19 protein-coding genes are annotated in these 17449 nt (G+C 50.0%); 4 read left to right on the top strand and 15 right to left on the bottom strand.

Going from position 1 to position 17449, the window contains the following annotated elements:
- Nucleotides 1-102 precede the first annotated feature (102 nt).
- From V8F51_RS03225 to V8F51_RS03215, 3 genes are all read right to left on the bottom strand, one after another.
- The gene (locus V8F51_RS03225) at nt 103-498 is read right to left on the bottom strand and encodes a DUF3397 domain-containing protein (RefSeq protein WP_337098608.1); all 396 of its coding nucleotides are present in this window, start codon (nt 496-498) and stop codon (nt 103-105) included.
- A gap of 1 nt (nt 499) precedes the next feature.
- Entirely contained in the window at nt 500-1504 is a 1005-nt protein-coding gene (locus tag V8F51_RS03220; RefSeq protein WP_337098607.1) for a ketopantoate reductase family protein, read from the bottom strand.
- A 133-nt stretch (nt 1505-1637) separates the two neighbouring features.
- Nucleotides 1638-2294 carry an RsfA family transcriptional regulator gene (locus V8F51_RS03215; RefSeq protein WP_337098606.1) on the bottom strand — a complete coding sequence of 219 codons (657 nt, stop codon included), beginning with the start codon at nt 2292-2294 and terminating at the stop codon, nt 1638-1640.
- A 263-nt stretch (nt 2295-2557) separates the two neighbouring features.
- Between V8F51_RS03215 and V8F51_RS03210 the strand changes: the two genes are divergently transcribed.
- A complete protein-coding gene (locus V8F51_RS03210) occupies nt 2558-2794 on the top strand; it encodes a DUF2626 domain-containing protein (protein WP_337098605.1) in 237 nt (78 codons plus the stop codon).
- Nucleotides 2795-2863: 69 nt separating this feature from the next.
- Here the strand turns inward: V8F51_RS03210 and V8F51_RS03205 are convergent, their stop codons facing one another.
- The gene (locus V8F51_RS03205) at nt 2864-4018 is read right to left on the bottom strand and encodes a class I SAM-dependent methyltransferase (RefSeq protein WP_337098604.1); all 1155 of its coding nucleotides are present in this window, start codon (nt 4016-4018) and stop codon (nt 2864-2866) included.
- 82 nt (nt 4019-4100) lie between these two features.
- On the opposite strand from V8F51_RS03205, the gene V8F51_RS03200 reads away from it, so the two are divergent.
- Complete coding sequence (locus V8F51_RS03200) at nt 4101-5201, top strand: coiled-coil domain-containing protein (protein WP_337098603.1); 1101 nt, start codon at nt 4101-4103, stop codon at nt 5199-5201.
- Nucleotides 5202-5260: 59 nt separating this feature from the next.
- Here V8F51_RS03200 and V8F51_RS03195 read toward each other — a convergent pair whose 3' ends face one another.
- Both V8F51_RS03195 and V8F51_RS03190 read right to left on the bottom strand, forming a co-directional pair.
- Nucleotides 5261-6556: an ABC transporter substrate-binding protein gene (locus tag V8F51_RS03195; RefSeq protein WP_337098602.1), complete on the bottom strand. Its 1296-nt coding sequence runs from the start codon at nt 6554-6556 to the stop codon at nt 5261-5263.
- A 201-nt stretch (nt 6557-6757) separates the two neighbouring features.
- Entirely contained in the window at nt 6758-8089 is a 1332-nt protein-coding gene (locus V8F51_RS03190) for a PhoH family protein (protein ID WP_337098601.1), read from the bottom strand.
- Nucleotides 8090-8266: 177 nt separating this feature from the next.
- On the opposite strand from V8F51_RS03190, the gene V8F51_RS03185 reads away from it, so the two are divergent.
- Nucleotides 8267-8812 carry a YhcN/YlaJ family sporulation lipoprotein gene (locus tag V8F51_RS03185; RefSeq protein ID WP_337098600.1) on the top strand — a complete coding sequence of 182 codons (546 nt, stop codon included), beginning with the start codon at nt 8267-8269 and terminating at the stop codon, nt 8810-8812.
- 72 nt (nt 8813-8884) lie between these two features.
- Here V8F51_RS03185 and V8F51_RS03180 read toward each other — a convergent pair whose 3' ends face one another.
- The 7 genes from V8F51_RS03180 to V8F51_RS03150 form a co-directional block, all read right to left on the bottom strand.
- On the bottom strand, nt 8885-9115 hold the full coding sequence (locus V8F51_RS03180) for a hypothetical protein (RefSeq protein ID WP_337098599.1): 231 nt from the start codon (nt 9113-9115) through the stop codon (nt 8885-8887).
- Nucleotides 9116-9189: 74 nt separating this feature from the next.
- A complete protein-coding gene (locus tag V8F51_RS03175; RefSeq protein WP_337098598.1) occupies nt 9190-10239 on the bottom strand; it encodes an LCP family protein in 1050 nt (349 codons plus the stop codon).
- Between the two features lie 17 nt (nt 10240-10256).
- Nucleotides 10257-10529, bottom strand: coding sequence for a hypothetical protein (locus V8F51_RS03170; protein ID WP_337098597.1), 273 nt, complete (start codon nt 10527-10529; stop codon nt 10257-10259).
- The gene (locus V8F51_RS03165; protein WP_337098596.1) at nt 10526-10837 is read right to left on the bottom strand and encodes a YlaH-like family protein; all 312 of its coding nucleotides are present in this window, start codon (nt 10835-10837) and stop codon (nt 10526-10528) included. Before V8F51_RS03165 ends, V8F51_RS03170 begins: the two co-directional genes overlap by 4 nt.
- A gap of 70 nt (nt 10838-10907) precedes the next feature.
- The gene (gene typA / locus V8F51_RS03160) at nt 10908-12749 is read right to left on the bottom strand and encodes a translational GTPase TypA (RefSeq protein WP_337098595.1); all 1842 of its coding nucleotides are present in this window, start codon (nt 12747-12749) and stop codon (nt 10908-10910) included.
- Nucleotides 12750-12787: 38 nt separating this feature from the next.
- Nucleotides 12788-13276, bottom strand: a complete 489-nt coding sequence (locus tag V8F51_RS03155; RefSeq protein ID WP_337098594.1) for a hypothetical protein — start codon at nt 13274-13276, stop codon at nt 12788-12790.
- Nucleotides 13277-13446: 170 nt separating this feature from the next.
- The gene (locus V8F51_RS03150; RefSeq protein WP_337098593.1) at nt 13447-14106 is read right to left on the bottom strand and encodes a TerC family protein; all 660 of its coding nucleotides are present in this window, start codon (nt 14104-14106) and stop codon (nt 13447-13449) included.
- Between the two features lie 135 nt (nt 14107-14241).
- Between V8F51_RS03150 and V8F51_RS03145 the strand changes: the two genes are divergently transcribed.
- Complete coding sequence (locus V8F51_RS03145; RefSeq protein ID WP_337098592.1) at nt 14242-14940, top strand: TerC family protein; 699 nt, start codon at nt 14242-14244, stop codon at nt 14938-14940.
- 68 nt (nt 14941-15008) lie between these two features.
- Here the strand turns inward: V8F51_RS03145 and thiI are convergent, their stop codons facing one another.
- The gene (gene thiI, locus V8F51_RS03140; protein ID WP_337098591.1) at nt 15009-16229 is read right to left on the bottom strand and encodes a tRNA uracil 4-sulfurtransferase ThiI; all 1221 of its coding nucleotides are present in this window, start codon (nt 16227-16229) and stop codon (nt 15009-15011) included.
- A gap of 2 nt (nt 16230-16231) precedes the next feature.
- Nucleotides 16232-17380: a cysteine desulfurase family protein gene (locus tag V8F51_RS03135; protein ID WP_337098590.1), complete on the bottom strand. Its 1149-nt coding sequence runs from the start codon at nt 17378-17380 to the stop codon at nt 16232-16234.
- Between the last annotated feature and the right edge of the window lie 69 nt (nt 17381-17449).

Below are 17449 nucleotides of genomic sequence, written 5' to 3'. Positions count from 1 at the left end.
TACCCTCCTAGTTGCTTGTCGTCCGTGCTCCAATTGTACACAAAGGATAAGCCGCCCGTCAAAACAAAAACGCCTCGCGCGCCAGCGAGGCAACTTACGCATTTATATTTTGAAAAAAGCTTGTCCCAATCCAATGAACATGAGCAGGATATACATCAGGGCCATAGAGAAGAAGCCAAGCCTCCAGATGGTGCGAAAAATTTTTTTCGCATCAACAACTCCGCGCTTGCGGAATTGCGCATTTCCTAGCAAACCCGCTCCAAGCACCATGACGAGAAGAATACCGTAAAGCCCGAAGCTGCTCCCGAACTGCTTGTCGAACAAAACAGCAACGATGCCGATTAAAAAAACCGTCGTTACGTCCATAGCGAGCCGTACCGCCTTCTTTGTATCCTTCGCATAAATCTTATACGCGAAAAAGACGATGATGAAAGGAATGACCGGGAGTATCGCCAAATAACCGTATATATGTACAATACTATTCCATATCGTATCCATCCTAGCTCTCTCCTTTCGGAATCGTCCTTGCCTGCATCGCTCCAATCATCGCAATGACGGCTAGGTTCAGCGGCGCATCTACTCCTTGCCGCTTTGCAAGATCCACAATGCCGCCGTTAATGGCATCGATCTCCGTCGCCCGCCCTGCTCTCACATCGCTTAACATGGAAGATACATTCCCGCTAGTCCGGCTGCACACATCAAGCACACGTTGCCAGCCTTCTTGTACCGGCTTCATTCCCGCCTTCATGAGAACCTGCTCCGTTTCCTCATAAAGTGCCCGCATGAGCAATTCTCGCTGCGGCTGGAGCGGCAAGTCGCCATTCTTAACGTCGAAGATGGATGTGAGCGGATTAATGACGGCATTTACCAGCAGTTTATGATAGATCCGATCCAGCATCTCTTCGGAATCATTCGACAGAAAAGCGGTAAATCCTGCCGTTTGAAGCGCATTCAGCAACATTTTTTGCTCATTTACGCGACTATTATCCCATTTGCTCCTGTTCTCATCTACAGCCCCGAACCAGAGCTCTCCTTCGCCCGTATGGCTTACGGCACGCAAGTCCAATCGTCTGGCGCCTGCCGATATGACTGCGGCATAGAGCGGCACCTCAGGGAGCGTCTCGTAAAGCTTCTGCATATGCCCAATTCCGTTCTGCAGCGCAAGTACGGCTGTGAAACCTTGTCGTTCGCGAGTCAACCCGGCAAGCGAGGCAATATGGGAAAGCAGCACATCGTTCAAATGCGTTTGCTTCACTGTGACAATGATCCATCTCGAAGCGTGCACTTCCGTGGAAGTGTCTGCATCGGCATTCTCAATCCAATTGCTTTCTATATTTACGACCTGCTCTGTTCCATCTAGCCGATGAAGCAGCAGTCCCTGCTTTGCTATACGATCTGCTTGCTCCCTCGACCTTGTCCATATCGTCACTTTGGCGCCAGCTGCCGCGAGCATCGCGCTTATTAATAGTCCAATGGAGCCCGCTCCGACGACATGTATATGCACGTTAATGCCCCTTCCGAAATTCCAATATTCTCCTCTATCGCTTCCGTTACATGGTAACAAACGTCCCAGCAACGAGCAAGAGGCTTGCCGCTATTCGCTCGGCAAGCCTCTTTCCCAGTTCCATCCTATAAACTTATTCAATACGTTCCAAATTGCCGTTTGCGTCCATCTTGAAACGCGGTTTAGCTTCTTCGTCATTCGTCAATACAGTCAATCGCCTAGCACGGTCCATAATTTGAATCAATGTCTTGTAATCGTCATTGACCGCACGGTAATCATGTTGGACGTTATTGACCTCGCGAGACAATCTCTCATTCTCGTCCCGAAGTCGATATAACTCTTCGTCCCTGTCTTTCAGTTCTTTCTCAAATAGCTTGATTTGACGCGATAAATCCTGATAGGTCGTCTTCCAGCCGCGCAAAAAACGAATAACGGCGTCTACCGACAAACCTTCTTCCATAGAAACGGCATCGCGTCCAAGACCTAGACTGCGCTCCTCCGTCTCATATACCGCTAGCGATGATACATGCGGCGTTGCCACTATCGTTTGTTTCTTCAAATAATTGCGCTTCTGGCGCTGCTGTTTCGCAATTTGAATCGCTTCCTCGTATTTCTTGCGAACACAGCTGTTCCAGCGGAATCCGCATGCTGCGGAAGTGCGCCCGATACGCTCGCCTACCTCTTCAAATGCTGCGAGCTGGGTACTACCCTCTCGAATATGGCGTAGTGTAACCTCGGCGAGAATCAAATCATCGTCCGGACTCCACGCATCTTGTCTGACTGCTGTCATGCAACCATAACCTCCTAACGTAAAGGCGCTTACTTATCTCTATGCCCTTGGTAGAGTTCATAGAATCTATTGGATACTAATTTGTATAACCATTTTTTCAAAAAATCATACATGTTTGCCGCCATATTGATGCAAACTAAAGACAGACCGAAGGCTTCGGACAAAAAGTTTGCGATTTCGTCACGCTTGAAGGTTTACACTCCTTTGGGCAAACGTTATAATGATTCTAGAAAATCGGGTCTTAGCGGAAGGGGGATGTTATCATGGCGCGCATGTATCGAGTACTTGGTTTTTGGACCTTGGTAATCGGACTAATGGCTTTCGCAGGCCACATGACGGAGTTTGCGTTACTGTTTTTTGCTCAAGCCGTCGCTTTTGTCTTTTTGGGGTACTTGAATTTCTCCGAGAAAACTTACATAGTGATGTTCTGGGGATATATGGTCATTGCTTTTGTAGGCTTCACGTATTGGTCCGTATTCAAGATGGATCTGCCTTTCTAACCAACAAAACAACAAAAGAGAACAGAACGAAGAACGACGCCTTCCATATGGACAGGCGTCGTTCTTTTATTATTTTTCAAGCACTAGCACCTTGAACGCTTCACTCATCTGATCGCTAAGCAGCAATTGCCGCACAGCTCTATTCATTCGAGCTTCGGCGCTGAACGGATCGCGTCCGTCATGCTGCTGCAAAACCTCCATAATTCCGTTATCGAGCAGAAATTGTTTTTGAGTCGCATAATAGACCGTCCGCCACCCTTGACGTTCGGCAGCATCCCGTATTTGCGTGTAATTAACATGCGAAGTGATATCCTGCTCTCCAGGAAAAAGAAGCGGATTATCGCTGGCTTGATGTTTCCGATAACAGAGCAGCGTTCCCTGCATGCGGTGCTCTGATGCGTACTCCTGCGCCTCATGACCATAATCGATCACGACAAGTCTCCCTCGCTTAAGTTGTCTTCCCAGCTTCCCCAGCCAAGCCTCTGCGTCCAAATTCACCTCTGTTATTTGTCCCTCGCGAAGCTTTATGCCGCTCCGAGCGAGCGAATGCTCAATCCGTTCGTCCGTAAGAGGCATTCGAACATAACGAAAGCCTTTCACCTCGTCACAAGCAACACCTAGCTCAACGAGCTCTCCTCCATCTAGCTGCACGCGATGAACGGGAAACGCGTCCAGCAGCTCGTTAGCCAGGACCAAACTCAGCCCGCTCCATTCCATAGCCCCTGCCTGACGAGAGGAGAGAATGCTTATTTGCCGGCCTCCAGCTTCCGCCAATTGCAGCTCTGCCGCAACTGCTGCTGCTTCCCGGTGCGCAGGATTATCATCCACGAGTATGTGACGCACCTGATGAGCCCATTCCGCATCGAAGGATATGCAAGCGTTCACTAGTTGAGTTGACAACCGCCCGGTCCCAGCTCCCCATTCCACAATCTGAAACGCTGGCTCTCCGAGCTCGCGTCTGTAGTTCACCGCATAGGCTGCCAGTGACCTTGCCATAACGCTTCCAACAGCTGAGCTTGTATAGAAATCCCCATCTTTGCCGATTCGAACAGCCCCGCTTCGATAGTAGCCATATATATCGTCATAAAGGCAGCTATTCATATACTCGCGGAAGCTTATGCAAGGCATCGTTCGTCTTATACCGCCTTCATCCGTAATCCAGCCTTGGAAGGCAGATTCGTATATGTTCTGCTCAATTCGCCGTTTCAGTTCGTTATCGTTCATTGTATGTTTCATCCTTTTCCAGATGTAAGATATAATAGAATTGATTGCCGCATAAAATGAATGCTGAGGAAGGAGGATGCCGGTGAGACAACCCGCCATTCGAAGACGTATCGCCTTGACAGGCGTTGCCGCGCTAATCGCGGCGCTGCTGTTAATCCGACTCCCCGTTTCGGCCGAGCCTCAGCTAGAGCTGAATGACGACGTCCACTCTGTTCTTGAGAAAAGCTTATCCGTTGTCGAGATTGATAAAGAGATCGGCCGCATTCAAGAGGAGAAGCAGACATTGCTGGCGACGATGACCGACACCGAGCAGCAATTGGCTGCTCAACAGGAGAAGATTGAGAGCAAGCGCGAGCAGGCAGGAAGTGTTCTGCGTGCCTACTATATGGGAGAACGGGATTTTCTATTTACGGCTTTACTGTCGGCTAATTCGCTGCCTGACCTCTTCCAAATTATCGATTATGTAGACATCCTGCTTACACATGACAAGCATACCTTGAACAGCTATGCGGAGCAATACGAGAAGGTGAAGGCAGGGTATGAGCAGCTTAAGGATCGGCAGGCCGCACTCAGCGATCTGGAGGATCGGCTTCAGACGCAGCGAAGCCGAGTGCTCGCACTTGAGGAGCAGTTAGACGAGCAGCTTGCGGGAAGGTCTGACGCCGAACGGCTTCGTCTGATGATTAGCGAGCTGACCTCGTTTTGGGAGACGGCTGGCCTTAAGGAAGTAAGGCAATATTTCCGCGAGCTGTCGAAAGCCATGCAGAAGCTGCCTTCCTGGGTACAGGACAACAAGTCTTATTTGGAAATCGAAGGTTTCAACTATACGCTCCGCGTGCCACAGGACGATCTAAACGCCTTTCTGCGCGAACAGAATGAAATGTTCGAACGATTCGCTTTCACATTCGAAGATAACAAGGTGACGGCTACCGGCAAGCGCGACAACATGGAATTAAGCATTACCGGCACTTATACCGTTCAGGACGAACCTAAGAACGGCATTATCTTTCATGTTAAGGAACTGCTCTTCAACGGATTCGCGTTACCCGATACGACGCGGTCATCTCTAGAAGAAGAATTCGATCTCGGCTTCTACCCCGGACTTATTATTTCGTTCTTAAAAGCCAAATCCGTCGAAATTAAGGACGGCGAGCTCATCGTCAAGCTGAGCATCAATCTCTGACCCCTACATAAATCAAAAAATAAACAGCGGCTCTCCGTATGGACGGAACAGCCGCTGTTTTATTTATACTTGGCGATATAGTCGCCGAATGCGAAAAACTGCGGCGAACCGTTGATATGAGTATCCCATTGCGATTGCCAATCCAGCCATTGATCCGGCCAGTTCGTATCGATGGCTGCGGCGCTTTCCGCATTAGTCAAATCATTCATAATCCCAACCCACCAAGAAGGCGGTACGATTGCTTGCTCCGATTGGTATGTGTTGCTTTGACCGAATAGCGATGACCGGGACGGCAATACACCCGAATCCTCATAGAACTGTTGTTGCGCGTATGAATCAGTCATCTCCTCTATCCATAACAGCGCCTCGTCTTCCGCCTCTGTGCGAGCAGAGACTGCGAAGCTGCGCGCATTAAGCCAAGGACTGACGATCGCATCACGGTCGATCTTCAGGCGGCTCTGAACGGACTCGGTTAACTCCAGGTAGTCGGACCACGGGATGATCGCAGCAAGCAGCTCATTTTTATTAACCGCATCACCGATCAAATAACTGCTACCTTGCGCGCCAATCTTACTAATTCGCGATTCCGCGAGCTGAAGCCAGTTCAATTGCCCGACGACCGCCGCGTCCGACTTCAACAAGAACTCTCTATTAGCTCTGCCCTTCGAATCGAAAGTGTGCAGCCAGACGAGCAACTGTTGCAGATTGCCCGGCACGAGATTAACAAGCTTCGCCTCCGGCTTCAGCTCGTTCAGCTTAAGCGCTGTTTCCTCGAAGCTTTGCCAATTGCCAGGCGGGACGGATAAGCCAGCTTCCGCGAGCAACTGAGAATTCCAGAAGACGAGATACGGATTATAGTCCTTCGGCACGCCCCAGACGTAGCCATTCCACTTAAGAGGCTCCAGCAGGCCCGACATTTGGTCAGAGAGCGCGTCGCCGGTCAGCAGGCTGTCGACAGGCTTCAAATACCCTTGCATCGCGAACGGCCTAATCCAAGGGCTCGGAAGCAGCATCACATCTGCCGGCGTTCCTTGTCTGCTATGTTCCAACCACGTTGAATAAGCCTCGTTCTCATTTGCTTGATTCAACAATTTAACCTTAATATGTGGATATTTCATCATGAAAGTTCGATTCAATTGACTAAGCGTCATGAATTGCTCAGCGTTCACGGAAACGTTTACATTTAGTTCAATAGAAGTATCAATGGTCTGTTCTCCGCCCGGGGGCTGATCGACTGACTTGCCGTCCGGCTTGCCCGTGCTTGTCGGATCGACGCCTGGGGATAACGGAATGTCTAGCAAAGCAATGATGAGGATAGCACCGATTACAAGGGGCATCCATCTTCTCAGGGACACAGCTTTCTTCCTTTCCGGCTATTTGATCTCCACACATAGGATAGCAATAAATCCATAATTTGTCCAAATCCCTTTTTTGCCACAAGGAGGTACTATCTTGCCTCTTTCTGTTGCAAAATGACAAAAGTGGAGGAGCAGGGTAATCCCTGAGCTCCTCCACTTCAAATACACCAGTATTTTCTCCAATCGTCTGCAATCGGGCTACAGCAAATCTGCAGCAAGCTGCGCGAGCTTCGACCGTTCGCCTTTCTCCAGCGTCATATGACCGCTGATGCCTTCGCTTCTAAAGCGCTCAACGATGTGTGTAAGGCCGTTGCTTATAGAATCGAGATATGGATGGTCAATCTGCTCCGGATCGCCCATAAGCACGATCTTGCTGCCCTCGCCGACGCGTGAAACGATCGTCTTCACCTCGTGTTTCGTTAAGTTTTGCGCTTCGTCAATAATAATGAACTGCCCTGGTATCGATCTGCCGCGAATATAGGTTAACGCTTCGACTTGAATACTTCCGAGTCCCATTAAAATCTTATCGATGTCCCCGGATTTCTTCGTATCGAATAAATATTCGAGATTGTCGTAGATCGGCTGCATCCAAGGACGAAGCTTCTCCTCCTTCTCCCCTGGCAAATAACCGATATCTTTGCCCATTGGAACGACGGGACGCGCAATGAGCAGCTTCTTATACTTATGCTCATCCTCTACCTTGAGCAGCCCGGCGGCAAGCGCGAGCAGCGTCTTGCCCGTCCCCGCCTTGCCCGTTAACGTGACGAGCGGAATATCGTCATTCAAAAGCAGCTCAAGCGCCATTCGCTGCTGAGCATTGCGTGCCGTAATCCCCCATACGGGATCGTTGCTAAGGAACAGCGGCTCCAGCTTTACCCCATCCTGGCTGACCTTGAGAAGCGCGGATTTGGATGTGCCCATCTCGTCCCGCAAAATAACGAATTCATTAGGATTCAATCGAATATTCAAATGCATATTGTTAATCGTCAAGAAACGGTAGGAGTAGAATTCGTCAATGACCGCAGGATGAACGTACAATGTCATATAGCCCGCATAGAAGTCTGACGAGACGACCACTCTGTCGGACAAATAATCTTGCGCCTGCAGGCCAAGCACGTCCGCTTTAATACGGACAAGCACGTCTTTGCTGACGAGTACAATGCTGCGTTTCTCCGTTTCATTGTCTTGTTCATTATGATAATTAAGCGCTACAGCCAATATTCGGTTGTCATTGGACATTTCTCCGAACATTTCCTGTACGCGAATGAAGCTGCGATGATTCAACTCTACCTTCAGCAAGCCCCCTCCAGGAAGCACGATGCCTTCATGCAAATGACCGTTCTCGCGCATTTTGTCGAGCAGGCGGGATATCGTCCGGGCGTTGCGGCCAAGCTCGTCGGCCAGCCTCTTCTTCGAATCAATTTCCTCTAGTACAACCGCGGGAATAATGACTTCATTATCGTCGAAAGCGAAGATCGCTTGCGGATCATGAAGCAGCACATTAGTATCAAGCACGAATATTTTTTTCATGAGAACCCTCCCGGCGTAGGAAATTCATTAGAAGCTTAGCGAGCCTTGCTAATGGTTTGCGTTGTACATAGTGTGAGCTGCGATCGGTTACACTAGGACAGATAAGAAGAATCCTATACGTCAACTGTCATTACAACTAAGCCTTACACTAAGCACGCTTAAAAAGAGGTGGAATTCATGTTCAAATGGCTCGCTTCTGCGTTCATTATTGCGATTGTAGCGACAGGCTGCAGCTCCGTCGCACGTAATGAAACATCACCCTCTCCACAAAATAATGGCCGCGTGGAGGCCCAGCAAACCGATCCGCGCAAAAAAGAAATAAAAAGCTCCGAACAGGTTGCGAAGCATTTGGAGCAGCTTGCTAAGGGCGTCGACGGTGTCAAAAATGCCCGTTGCGTCGTATTCGGAAATACGGCAATCGTCGGCATTGACGTGGACGCCAATCTCGAACGCTCTCGGGTAGGCACATTAAAATATTCGGTTGCCGAAGCTTTCCGCAAGGACCCTTACGGCATCGATGCGCTCGTGACGGCGGACATTGATCTTAACCAACGTATTAATGAGATCGGCGACGACATTCGAAGAGGCAGACCAATTGCCGGCTTTGCTGAAGAGATGGCCGATATTATCGGACGCATCGTCCCGCAGATGCCTAGAGATCTCATGCCGGATTCTGGCGACGGTCAGCAAGAACCGAAGTTGAAAAATAATAAAAAGCAATAAAGTTCTTTGAATCAACTTATGAAGATTTTGCAAATACGGTCCAAAAGACGCAAAAAGCCTAGTGAATGCTCACTAGGCTTTCTCTATGGCGGCGGATACTTGTACTTCCATTCTATCCGCTGCAAATCTGTCGTCTGCAATGATATGGATCTCTTTGCCTGCGGACAAGCGCAAGCCGCAACGCATAGCATCACGGTCCTTCTCACTCGCTAAATACCAAGAAGACTCAGCGTTCGCTAAGAAGGAAAGGCTGCTTCTAACCTCGTTTTCTCGTCCGGTTCGTACTGGAATAGGTATCACCATCGCATAGCCTCCCTTAGATAGGAAATTGGTTTGCGTAGCATTATTATACCCAGTTTATTAAGCCGAGTCTACGGTTATTCAGCCATTTTTGCTTGCAGAGCGGTACGCGCTTCATCCAACTTTTGCTCATTCAAATATACGTAAGGACTTTTCCAATTACCCTCAAGCGGGATGAACGTAATATCGTCGCCACCCATGCCGAAATAACTAGCAATCATTGCCTTAATTTCTTTGGAAGGCATATCCATCGTCATATTGTCGCCAACCGCATCAATGACCTTGTCGATCTTCGAAATCCCGCTTAACGACTTCATCTTGTCGGCAAGTGCCCCTAACACTTCCGATTGTCGTCTATTGCGGTCAAAGTCGCTCGACATGTTTTTTCCGTCATTCGATTGGCGATATCGTACGAAATCAAGCGCTTTATCGCCATTCAGCTCCTGCAGACCTTTCTGAAGGTCAATGTTCGTGCCGTCCGCGTTGCTCTTGTATTTCATTCGCATATCAACATCTACCTCTACGCCGCCCAGCGCATCGACGACATCGACGAAACCTTGGAAGTTAATGACTGCCGAATATTTGACGTCAATGCCGAAGAATTCGCTCATCATCTCGCGCGAATGGCGTTTCGCCTCCGCATGAGCTGCTTCCTTCTCCATGCCTTCCTTAATCGCCGTATTATAAAATGCCGCATAATAGCCGTTAGCCTTGCGTGTCTTGTAGCCGTCCACATCGATTCTCGAATCGCGCGGGATCGACACAACTGTCGCCGTCTTGGACGTTGGATTGAATGCCGCAACCATCATGACATCCGTGTTCAAACCTCCGCCGTGAGAGCGCGAATCAAGCCCCATGATCACGAGGCCGACAGGCTTCTCCTTAACGGATTCACCTTTAGGTATGACTACTGTGTTGTTGTCTGCCCCAATCTGTTTGATCGCGTCATCCGTCTTGAACACCAAATAAACAAGAGCCGCCGCAACGAGAAGCAGCAGCCCGAACAGCAGAACGAAAAACGTTTTTAGAATCGAACGTTTCTTCTTCGGTTTCTGCTTTTTAGGTTGATTGGACGGCGTTTGACGCGAGCTCGATCTTGGAGGCAATGAAGTCGATCCTTGACTCATAGTATCCACCTTCAAGCTTAGTTGTATTTGGGATTGGATTCGATGTCCGCCAGCAGCTGCTCAGCCGCTTCGCGAGGGAAGAGCTGCAGCTTTGAGCGTCCATCTTTCTCGTACTTGAGATAAATCATCGTATCGTCCGTCTTCGTGATCTCGAAGCGGTCAAGCTGATGATCCTCTACCAATATTTGCGCAAAAAAGGCAAGTGTATCGGCGGCCGCTCCATCTTCGGGTCTAGCAGCCGATACGATCTGAATTTGCAGCCAATTGAATAGAGCGTCCTCAAGCTTCATTTGCCAGGCTCCGCCTTCTGCGAAGATGCATCATCCGGCCCGTTGCCTTTCCATTTATCGTAGAGTTGGCGCCCACGAAGCATGAGCATCATAAGAACGGCAATGCCCATACATTGAATAATCGGCAGCTTATCCACTTGCAAGATCATCAAGACGAAAGAACCAAATGCAATGAGCGCATAAACGAGTATTTCCTTAAACAACGGCAGCTTCTGCTGTGCCCGGAACACCTTGTTGAAAATATAAATTGTAAATCCGAGTATAAGCAGATATGAAACGAGTTTATGGTCGCTTAGCCATTCCTGCATAATTCGAACTTCCTCCTTAAGTACAAGCTAAGGTTTTGCATGATGCAAAACCTTAGCTCCATCTTCATTATTAAACGCTGGCTTGAGCTGTTTTGCGGTGTTTCTCCGCACGCTCGCGCTCGCTCTTATTCAAGATCTTCTTACGAAGACGAATCGACTTCGGAGTAATTTCGCAATACTCGTCATCGTTCAAATACTCAAGCGCTTGCTCTAGAGAGAATAGGCGCGGAGTTTTCAGCGTAACAGTATCGTCCTTGCCTGCGGAACGAATGTTGTTAAGCTGCTTCACTTTACAGATGTTGACGATAATGTCGTTCTCGCGCGTGTGTTCGCCTACGATCATACCTTCGTAGATCTCTGCACCCGGCTCCAAGAACTGGATACCGCGATCCTCTACGCCCATCATGCCGTAGAATGTCGATACGCCGTTCTCGCTTGCCACGAGTACGCCTTGGTGACGTCCGCCGACATTAGAGCCCGCAAGCGGACCGTAGCTGTCGAATGCGCTGTTCATAATGCCGTAACCGCGAGTCATTGTAAGGAATTGTGTACGGTAGCCGATCAAGCCGCGCGCTGGAATAATGAACTCCAGACGAACTTGGCCATTGCCGTTGTTGATCATGTTAACCATCTCGGCTTTGCGAGTTCCAAGGCTCTCCATAACGGCGCCCATGCTTTCCTCAGGCACGTCAATTAGCAAGCGCTCGTAAGGCTCTCTCTTCTGACCGTCAATTTCCTTGATAATAACTTCCGGCTTCGATACTTGAAGTTCATAACCTTCTCGACGCATATTCTCGATCAAGATGCCGAGGTGAAGCTCGCCGCGACCGGATACGATGAACGCGTCCGGGCTGTCCGTTTCTTCAACGCGAAGCGCTACGTCCGTCTCAAGCTCCTTGAACAGACGCTCGCGAAGCTTACGGGATGTAACCCATTTGCCTTCACGTCCCGCGAACGGGCTGTTGTTAACAAGGAACGTCATTTGGAGTGTTGGCTCATCGATCTTAAGAACGGGAAGCGCCTCAGGGTTCGTTGGATCAGCAATCGTCTCGCCGATATTGATCTCACGGATACCTGCGATAGCGACGATGTCGCCAGCGCCTGCTTCAGCAATCTCAACACGCTTCAAGCCTTGGAAGCCGAACAGCTTCTCGATTCTTGCTTGCTTCGTGCCGCCTTCGCGCGTCATAACGGCAACCGGTTGACCTTGACGAATAATACCGCGGTTTACGCGGCCAATCGCAATACGTCCCAAGTATTCGTTGTAGTCGAGCAAAGTTACCAGGAATTGAAGCGGTTGTTCTACGTCTTCCGTAGGCGATGGGATATGGCTGACGATCGTTTCGTACATCGCTTCCATGTTCTCATCTTGTTTCTCAGGATCAAGGCTGGACGTACCCATCAACGCCGATGCGTATACGACAGGGAATTCAAGCTGCTCGTCGTTCGCGCCAAGCTCGATGAACAGGTCAAGCACTTCATCAACCACTTCAGAAGGTCTTGCATTCGGACGGTCAATCTTGTTCACGACAACGATCGGAGTCAGCTTCGATTCAAGCGCTTTGCGCAATACGAACTTCGTTTGCGGCATACAGCCTTCGAAAGCGTCGACTACGAGCAATACACCGTCAACCATTTTCATAATCCGCTCAACCTCGCCGCCAAAGTCGGCATGTCCAGGTGTATCCACGATGTTGATCAAGTAATCTTTGTAATTGATTGCCGTGTTCTTCGCTAGAATCGTAATACCGCGTTCACGTTCCAGATCGTTGGAATCCATTGCTCTTTCTTGTACCGCTTCATGCTCGCGGAAAGTACCCGATTGTTGAAGCAGTTTGTCGACCAATGTTGTTTTACCATGGTCAACGTGGGCAATAATGGCGATATTCCGTAAATTCTCTCTTGCTTGCATAACTTGTAATCCACTCCATTTTGTTTTTATTTATTACCTTACCAACGCCTGCGACTTCCTCTGCCGATCGTCATCCATGCGCCTGCCCCGATCAATACGACAGCAATTGCATAGATTCCCCAGCTCCACATCAATACAAGAACCATAAATACGGCCGAAGCGGCTGCAAGCGCAATAGCCGCCCTGAACACAACCTGTTGCCTGGATGAACCGAACAAATAATATTCGTAAAGGCCTGCTGCTACGCCGAAAATAAACAGCGGCCACAAATATTTCAGATTATCCCATCCAAATAAATTGCAAACGACGAACAACAGGGCATAGACGACAAGCATCCCGCCTGGGACAAGAGCAGCTGCTGGTAGAAGTCTGCCGAAATAAAGCACATGCAGCAGAACTCCTGGAATTAAGACGAGCAGCGGCCAAAAGATAGCCCCCATAAAGCTGAATACTCCTAATTTGCCCAACAAAATAACGACCCCGGCTAACAGCAAAATAATTCCAGCGGAATATTTGTTATTAGGCATTCTCGTTCCGCTCCTTACGAGTCATTCGCAGATGTTGACGAAAGACGACAGTTTTTATCTATACTAGTTTAATGGAACGGCGACGAAAATACCAGTGTGAACAATACCTGTTCACAAAAAAAACCGTTCAAGCCATCTTAGGCCCTGAACGGTAATGGCAATAATGCCTGTTACCACTGCTTTCTGCTGACGGTCGCGAGTGCAATTACGAGCGGTATACATAACAGCGGAATCGCCTCAGCAAGCACCTTCGAGCCGTGGAATAGCAGGTTATTCAGCCCCGGGTCATGCATAAGCATGTCGCCTGCCGCGTAACCGAGCAGCGCTGCGCCAATGTATGAAAGTGCCGGAAACTTCTGGAGCAGCACGCCCAGCATTTGGCTGCCCCATATGATCATCGGGATGCTGATTGCAATGCCAAGCAGAATGAGAATGAGATCGCCATTCGCAATCGCCGCGATCGCGAGCACATTATCAAGGCTCATAATGAAGTCAGCGGTGACAATCGTCCAGACGGCTTGTCCGAGGGAACCCGCCTTCTTGACCGTGTGTCCGTCATGCCCGCTCCCCGCGTCCGCAAGCAGCTTCACGGCAATATATAGAAGCAATAGCGCTCCGGCAGCTTGCAAATACGGAATTTGCAGCAGCTTGATGGCCACGAGCGTAATTATAATCCGCAGTCCGACGGCAGCCAGCGTTCCCCACCATATCGCCCGCTTTCGCTGATGAGGCGGCAGCTGTCCGCTCGCCATCGCAATTACAATCGCGTTATCTCCGCTTAACAACACATTAATCAATACGATCTGCAAAAATATAAGTACGCTGTCCAATGCTCATTCCCCCTCTTATCAGTGGTATGAACAAGCTATGGCGAATATGTCCATGATTGATGAATATACTTTCCACAGGGCTGAATTCACGCGGCGGACGCCGCAGCAAGATTCCAAGATGAAGGGGGCCGTCTAATGGATCTGTTCTCGGTCGATTTCTGGTCGGCGCTCGCTACGATCATTTTCATCGACCTGATCCTCGCTGGCGACAACGCAATCGTAATCGGACTTGCAGCTAGAAATTTGCCTAAGGAGCAACAGCGAAAGGCAGTTATGTGGGGAACGGTCGGCGCAGTCGGCATTCGCGTCGTTGCGACATTGCTTGTCGTTCAATTACTGGCTGTTCCATGGCTGAATTTACTTGGAGGGCTTCTGCTCATATGGATTGCTTACAAGCTGCTTGTTCAGGAGGATGCTCACGAGAATATTCAGGCAGGCAATACGTTATGGCAGTCGATTCGCACTATTATTATTGCCGATGCGGCAATGGGCATCGATAATGTTATCGCCGTCGCCGGCGCGGCGCATGGCGATACGCTGCTCGTCATTATTGGCTTGCTCATTAGCGTGCCAGTCGTCGTATGGGGGAGTACACTATTCATTAAGCTTATTAATCGCTTCGAGTGGATCGTTTATATTGGCTCAGGCGTCCTCGCCTATACAGCAGCCAAAATGATTACGCACGAGAAATCATTCGCCGAATATTTTGATCGGTATCCGCTGATCAACTGGGCTTTCATCATCGCTATAATCGTAATCGTAATTGGAGCAGGTTGGCTCACCAATTACAGCCAGCGGAAAAAGAAGAATCCAAACAAACAAAGCGACACATAAGTACGGCACAAGCGCTAACAGCCCCCACCATTCTTAGGTGGGGGCTGTTAGTGCTTGCGCCAAGCTAGTTAGAACCAGTCGTCCTCGCCTTCGGTGTGGACCGTCTGAACGCCGCTCGGGGTAAGAACGAGCACCTCTGTCCCTTCAACGGCAGCATCAATCATATCACCAAGCTCCGGAATGAGCGATTCGACTTTCTCTACGATGCGCAAATTCGGATTCGTGCTTGGCGACTTCGGCAGGAACAGCGTACAGCAATCCTCATAAGGCAAGATTGATGTCTCGAAGGTGCCGATCTTCTCCGCCTCGCGAATAATCTCTTGCTTGTCCATCATCACGAGCGGCTTGAGCAGCGGCAACTCCGTTGCCCGCCCAATAACGTTCATGCTAGCAAGCGTCTGGCTGGCAACTTGACCGAGGCTTTCGCCCGTTACGATACCGCCGGCCCCATTACGCTCAGCCAGCTTGTCCGTAATCCGAAGCATTGCGCGGCGCATAAGGGTAATAATGATATTATCGCTCTTCTGCTGTGCCAGCCTCGTCTGAATGTCGGTAAACGAAACGAGATGAAGCTTGAGCGGCGCGCCGCTGTAATAAGACAACCGCGTTGCGAGATCAATTACCTTGTCCTTCGCCTTCTCGCTTGTGAACGGATAGCTGTGGAAGTGAACCGCTTCGATCTCCAGCCCTTTGCGCAGCGCCATCCACCCTGCAACGGGACTATCGATGCCGCCTGACAGCAGCAGCATAGCCTTTCCGTTCGTTGCGAACGGGAATCCTCCGCCTGCTTGAATCACTTCCCAGAAGACGTAGGTGCCTTCCTCCTGGATATCAACCTTCAATTCGACCTCAGGCTTGCGGACGTCGACTTTCAGATCTTCCATGGCGCGCAGCACATGGCCCCCTACGAGATGATTCATCTCTTGCGAGCTATGTGGAAACCCTTTCCAAGCACGCTTCACGCTTACTTTGAAGGTTGCGGGCGGCTTTTCTATAGATTGCATAAGCGTTATGGCTGCAGCTCGAATCGCTTCCAGCTCCGACTGTACACTGACGACCGGGCTAATGGTCGTAATACCGAACAGATCCTTCAAGCGATCTGCAACGGGCTCATAGGGCTGGCCGTTCAACAAGACGTACAGGCGTCCGAACGACTTGAAGTACGAGACGCGCTCGAACGGAGTCAATGCCTGCTTCACCTGCTGAAGCATCCGCTTCTCGAACTGGTTGCGGTTGCGCCCCTTCATCGTCAAGTCGCCGTAGCGCACAATAATTTGATCGTATAACAAACTTAAGTCAATCTCCTCTCGAGCGGCTTAAGCTCCGCGACAATCTGCCGCAGCGCCTTGCCAACACTATCAATGTCCTGGGTACGGTGTTCATCGCCGAAGCTGAGCCGAATGCCGCTTGAAGCATGCTCCGTGCTCGCTCCAAGCGCAAGCAGCACCTGGCTTGGCTTATTGTCCTTCGACGAACAAGCCGACTTCGTTGAAGCCATTATACCATGCTGCTCCAGCTTATGGATGACGACCTCCGGCTTCATGCCGGGGTAAGAGAAATGGACGATGTTCGGCGCAAGCGGCGCGCCGCCGTTCAGCTTCAGTTCGGGAATGGAAGCTACGATAGATACAAGCTGCTCTCTTAATTCCGACATGCTGGCTCGTCTTGCCGATTCGGTCTCACGGGTCATTCGAAGAGCTTTCGCTGCAGCGACTATCGCCGGTACATTTTGCGTTCCTGAACGCATGCCCTCTTCCTGAGAGCCCCCTGTCAGCAGCGGGTACAACGTTATTCCGTTTCTTACATAGAGCAAGCCGACGCCTCTCGGTCCCCGGAACTTATGCGCCGATCCGCTGACAAGATCGATACCCCACTGTTCAATATCAATCGGCAGCTTGCCTATGCTTTGCACTGCATCAACATGGAAAAATACTTTCGGATATTGCTTCAACCGTTGTCCGATCTGCTCAATTGGCTGAATTGTACCGATTTCATTATTCACATGCATAACACTGACGAGAACCGTTTCATCTGTCAATGCCTCTGCGACCTGTTCCACGCTCACATGACCGCTGGCGCTGACCGGCAAGTACGTAACGTTGAAGCCCTCTTGCTCAAGCTGCGCAAATGTTTCGGACACAGAAGCATGCTCAATTGCGGTAGTGATCAGATGTTTGCCTCGCCCGCTATATTGTTTGGCGATGCCTTTAATCGCCATATTGTTCGATTCGGTACCGCCTGAAGTAAATATCCACTCGCCGCTGCGCGTGCCGAATTGCTCCGACACAAGCGAGCGTGCCCGCTCGATCAGCTTACCCGCTGCCGAGCCTCTCTGATGCAATGATGACGGGTTCGCATAATGCGCCTTCATTACTTCCATCATCGTCTGTATGACCTCTTCATAGGGCGGCGTAGACGCGCAATGGTCAAAATACAGCATCGTTATTCCCTCCTTCTCACGCTCTTCCTACAATAAAAACAAAAAGATCAGCGACAGCCGCTCGCAGCT

The organism is Paenibacillus sp. YIM B09110 (assembly GCF_037167145.1).
Taxonomy (GTDB): domain Bacteria; phylum Bacillota; class Bacilli; order Paenibacillales; family Paenibacillaceae; genus Pristimantibacillus.
Note: the sequence above shows the minus strand (reverse complement) of the source record. Positions and strands in the feature narration are given on the sequence as shown.

What these genes read in the sequence shown, in the direction of transcription:
- V8F51_RS03225 (WP_337098608.1), bottom strand. Translation starts at nt 498, where the DNA reads ATGGATACGATATGGAATAGTATTGTACATATATACGGTTATTTGGCG.
- V8F51_RS03215 (WP_337098606.1), bottom strand. Translation starts at nt 2,294, where the DNA reads ATGACAGCAGTCAGACAAGATGCGTGGAGTCCGGACGATGATTTGATT.
- V8F51_RS03210 (WP_337098605.1), top strand. Translation starts at nt 2,558, where the DNA reads ATGGCGCGCATGTATCGAGTACTTGGTTTTTGGACCTTGGTAATCGGA.
- V8F51_RS03205 (WP_337098604.1), bottom strand. Translation starts at nt 4,018, where the DNA reads ATGAACGATAACGAACTGAAACGGCGAATTGAGCAGAACATATACGAA.
- V8F51_RS03190 (WP_337098601.1), bottom strand. Translation starts at nt 8,089, where the DNA reads ATGAAAAAAATATTCGTGCTTGATACTAATGTGCTGCTTCATGATCCG.
- V8F51_RS03185 (WP_337098600.1), top strand. Translation starts at nt 8,267, where the DNA reads ATGTTCAAATGGCTCGCTTCTGCGTTCATTATTGCGATTGTAGCGACA.
- V8F51_RS03180 (WP_337098599.1), bottom strand. Translation starts at nt 9,115, where the DNA reads ATGGTGATACCTATTCCAGTACGAACCGGACGAGAAAACGAGGTTAGA.
- V8F51_RS03175 (WP_337098598.1), bottom strand. Translation starts at nt 10,239, where the DNA reads ATGAGTCAAGGATCGACTTCATTGCCTCCAAGATCGAGCTCGCGTCAA.
- V8F51_RS03170 (WP_337098597.1), bottom strand. Translation starts at nt 10,529, where the DNA reads ATGAAGCTTGAGGACGCTCTATTCAATTGGCTGCAAATTCAGATCGTA.
- V8F51_RS03165 (WP_337098596.1), bottom strand. Translation starts at nt 10,837, where the DNA reads ATGCAGGAATGGCTAAGCGACCATAAACTCGTTTCATATCTGCTTATA.
- typA (WP_337098595.1), bottom strand. Translation starts at nt 12,749, where the DNA reads ATGCAAGCAAGAGAGAATTTACGGAATATCGCCATTATTGCCCACGTT.
- V8F51_RS03155 (WP_337098594.1), bottom strand. Translation starts at nt 13,276, where the DNA reads ATGCCTAATAACAAATATTCCGCTGGAATTATTTTGCTGTTAGCCGGG.
- V8F51_RS03145 (WP_337098592.1), top strand. Translation starts at nt 14,242, where the DNA reads ATGGATCTGTTCTCGGTCGATTTCTGGTCGGCGCTCGCTACGATCATT.
- V8F51_RS03135 (WP_337098590.1), bottom strand. Translation starts at nt 17,380, where the DNA reads ATGCTGTATTTTGACCATTGCGCGTCTACGCCGCCCTATGAAGAGGTC.